This window comes from Streptomyces zinciresistens K42 (genome assembly GCF_000225525.1).
GTDB lineage: Bacteria > Actinomycetota > Actinomycetes > Streptomycetales > Streptomycetaceae > Streptomyces > Streptomyces zinciresistens.
On record NZ_AGBF01000390.1, the window covers coordinates 1 to 2,576 of the forward strand.

General features: G+C 74.5%; 2 protein-coding genes and 1 pseudogene. 2 read left to right on the forward strand and 1 reads right to left on the reverse strand.

Annotated elements, in window-relative coordinates; all coding sequences use genetic code 11:
• Positions 1–176 precede the first annotated feature (176 nt).
• Complete coding sequence (gene cobA / locus SZN_RS36650) at positions 177–1,409, forward strand: uroporphyrinogen-III C-methyltransferase (protein WP_007505849.1); 1,233 nt, start codon at positions 177–179, stop codon at positions 1,407–1,409.
• A gap of 64 nt (positions 1,410–1,473) precedes the next feature.
• Positions 1,474–2,298, forward strand: coding sequence for a TrmH family RNA methyltransferase (locus SZN_RS36655; protein ID WP_007505850.1), 825 nt, complete (start codon positions 1,474–1,476; stop codon positions 2,296–2,298).
• 111 nt (positions 2,299–2,409) lie between these two features.
• Here the strand turns inward: SZN_RS36655 and SZN_RS43070 are convergent.
• Positions 2,410–2,576, reverse strand: a pseudogene (locus tag SZN_RS43070) (serine/threonine protein kinase); the annotation flags it as partial.

The window sequence follows — 2,576 nt, forward strand, 5'->3', positions numbered from 1 at the left end:
CCCCACCGGCCCCGCCCCCGCCCACCAGGCCCGCGCTCCGCGCCCGTCCCCCGCCCCGTCCTTCCCTCCCCGCCCCCGCTCACCCACCGGACACCTGTCCCGCCCCTCCCGCCCGCACCGTAAAATCCGCACGTCAGGGCCATCGCGCCGCCTCGAACCAGGGAGCCGTACCCCTCATGGCCGAAAACCCCGCCTACCCCGTAGGTCTCCGCCTCGCCGGCCGCCGGGTCGTCGTCCTCGGCGGGGGCCAGGTCGCCCAGCGCCGCCTCCCGGCCCTCATCGCGGCGGGCGCCGACATCGTGCTGGTCTCTCCCGAGGCCACCCCGTCGGTCGAGGCGATGGTGGACGCGGGCGAACTGACCTGGCACGCGCGCACCTACGCGGACGGCGACCTGGCCGACGCCTGGTACGCCCTGATCGCCACCAGCGACCACGCGGCCAACACCGCCGCCTCCGCCGAGGCCGAGCGCCACCGCGTGTGGTGCGTGCGCTCCGACGACGCCGACGCGGCCACCGCCTGGACCCCGGCCACCGGCCACAGCGAGGGCGTCACCGTCGCGGTCCTCACCACCGACGCCCGCGGCCGCGACCCCCGCCACACCGCTGCCATCCGCGACGCGGTCGTCGAGGGCCTGCGCGACGGCACGCTCGTCGCCCCCCACCACCGCACCCGCACCCCGGGCGTCGCCCTCGTCGGCGGCGGCCCCGGCGACCCGGACCTGATCACGGTGCGCGGCCGCAGGCTGCTCGCCGAGGCCGACGTCGTCATCACCGACCACCTGGGCCCGCGCGACCTGCTCGCCGAACTGCCCCCGTCCGTCGAGGTGATCGACGCCGCGAAACTGCCGTACGGCCGCTTCATGGCCCAGGAGGCCATCAACAACGCGCTGATCGAGCACGCCCGCCAGGGCAAGTCCGTCGTCCGCCTCAAGGGCGGCGACCCGTTCGTCTACGGCCGTGGCATGGAGGAGGTCCAGGCGCTCGCCGAGGCCGGTGTCCCGTGCACGGTGGTGCCCGGCGTCTCCAGCTCCATCTCCGTTCCGGGCGCCGCCGGCATCCCGGTCACCCACCGGGGCGTCGCCCATGAGTTCACGGTGGTCAGCGGGCACATCGCCCCGGACGACGCGCGCTCCCTCGTCGACTGGCCGTCCCTCGCCGGGCTGACCGGGACGCTGGTCGTCCTCATGGGCGTCGGCACGATCGGCAAGGTCGCCGACACCCTGATCGCCCACGGCAGGTCGCCCGACACCCCGGTCGCCTTCGTGCAGGAGGGCACGACCGCCGCCCAGCGCAGGGTCGACGCCACCCTCGCGACCGCCGGTGAGGCGGTGGCCGCCCACGAGGTGAAGCCGCCCGCGGTGATCGTCATCGGCGATGTCGTGAGGGTGGGGCGGGAACCCACCGCGTAACCGCGGGTAACGTGACCTGTTCCGAACCGTTGGCACCGCATCCAGGACAAGGCAGTATCACTCTGTGGCCGATCTCATCACCGTCGACGACCCCGACGACCCGCGCCTGCGCGACTACACGGGCCTGACCGACGTCGAACTGCGCCGCAAGCGCGAGCCGGCCGAGGGCCTGTTCATCGCCGAGGGCGAGAAGGTCATCAGACGGGCCAAGGAGACCGGCTACGAGATGCGCTCGATGCTGCTCTCGGCCAAGTGGGTCGACGTCATGCGCGACGTCATCGACGAACTCCCGGCGCCGGTCTACGCGGTCAGCCCCGAGCTCGCCGAGCGGGTCACCGGCTACCACGTGCACCGGGGCGCCCTCGCGTCGATGCAGCGCAAGCCGCTGCCGACCGCCGCCGACCTCCTCCAGAGCGCCCGCCGGGTCGTGGTCATGGAGTCGGTCAACGACCACACCAACATCGGCGCCATCTTCCGGTCGGCCGCCGCCCTCGGCATGGACGCCGTCCTGCTCTCCCCGGACTGCGCCGACCCGCTGTACCGCCGCAGCGTCAAGGTCTCCATGGGTGCCGTCTTCTCGGTGCCGTACGCGCGCCTGGAGACCTGGCCCAAGGGGCTCGAATCCGTCCGCGAGGCCGGCTTCACGCTCCTCGCCCTCACCCCCGACGAGAAGGCCAGGACCCTCGAAGAGGCCGCCCCGCACCGTATGGAGCGGGTCGCCCTGATGCTCGGCGCCGAGGGCGACGGCCTGTCCACCCAGGCCCTGGTCGCCGCCGACGAGTGGGTGCGCATCCCGATGTCCCACGGCGTCGACTCCCTCAACGTCGGTGCCGCCGCCGCCGTCGCGTTCTACGCGGTGGCCTCGGGCACGCGGAGTCAGGTGGGGTGACCGTGGGCGTCGTCGACGCGGACCGCGCCCCGCCTCGCGACGCGTCGCTCGCCGCACCCCCCGCCCGCGGACGGCGTCAGCCGCCGAGCGCGGACGAGCCGTTCCCCCGCGTCACGTCACCGGGTCCCCGGCCGGCGGCCGCACGTCGGTGCCCACCCGCTGCTCCTGCCCGGGGCGCACGACGTCCCCGTCGCCGCCCAGCCCGCGATCCGGCCCCTGGCAGCCCTGCGCGACCGCGATGCCCAGCGCCACGAGCAGGGTGACCACGACGAAGACGA